The following is a 773-nucleotide window of genomic DNA, read 5'->3' as shown; positions in this document are numbered from 1 at the left end:
ATGCTCCCCACCTGAGCATTCGAACGGTATTTGATTTCACCCTTATGGAGTTTCATGATTCGCTGACAGATTGACAAGCCCAAGCCTGTACTTCGCTCTCCAGCTGTTGGCTTGGTTGATATATTGCAGAATGGCTTGAACAATAAGTGCTGCTCGGCCTTTGGTATTCCACCAGCCTCATCAATCACTTCGATACGCACCTTTTTATGATTACTCGATAAACGAACATCAATTTTCCCACCAACTGGCGAGTATTTAATTGCATTGGAAATCAGGTTATAGGCAACTTCTTTAATTCGCATGCTATCTGCTTCAACCCATACGGCTTCGACTGGCAATTCCAAGTTAAGTTTTTGCTGCTTATCATTCGCCAGGAGCTGGGCATCAGCAACAGCTTTATCCAATAGGGAACAAAGGTTTTCCCGATCTATATCGATTGAGATATTAGCATCCTCAATCGAACTCACATCAAGCAATCTATCCAGCAACTCCTCCATACTCTCTGCAGCTTCGATAACTAAACCCAGCAACATTTCCGGGTGCTCTCCGGATATCTCCCTTTTCAACATACTCGCAGCTGAAGATACAACACCCAAAGGGCCACGAATATCGTGAGCCGCCATACCAAGCAACTCATTCTTCTGCTGGTTCAAACTACTCAACTCAGAGAACTGATCCAGAAGCTGGGCATTGGCGTTGACTCGACTGCATACTTGCTCTTGCTGGAAAGGTTTTAATAGAAAGTCATTCCCACCATGCTTCATAAATTGCGC

1 protein-coding gene is annotated in these 773 nt (G+C 44.8%); it reads right to left on the bottom strand.

Annotation, left to right across the window (positions count from 1 at the left end; translation table 11 throughout):
• The coding region (locus A3756_RS21875) for a hybrid sensor histidine kinase/response regulator (RefSeq protein ID WP_197481460.1) at positions 1-773 on the bottom strand (773 nt) is incomplete at both ends.

The sequence above is a fragment of the Oleiphilus sp. HI0086 genome (assembly GCF_001635225.1).
This window is presented reverse-complemented; position numbering and strand designations above follow the sequence as displayed.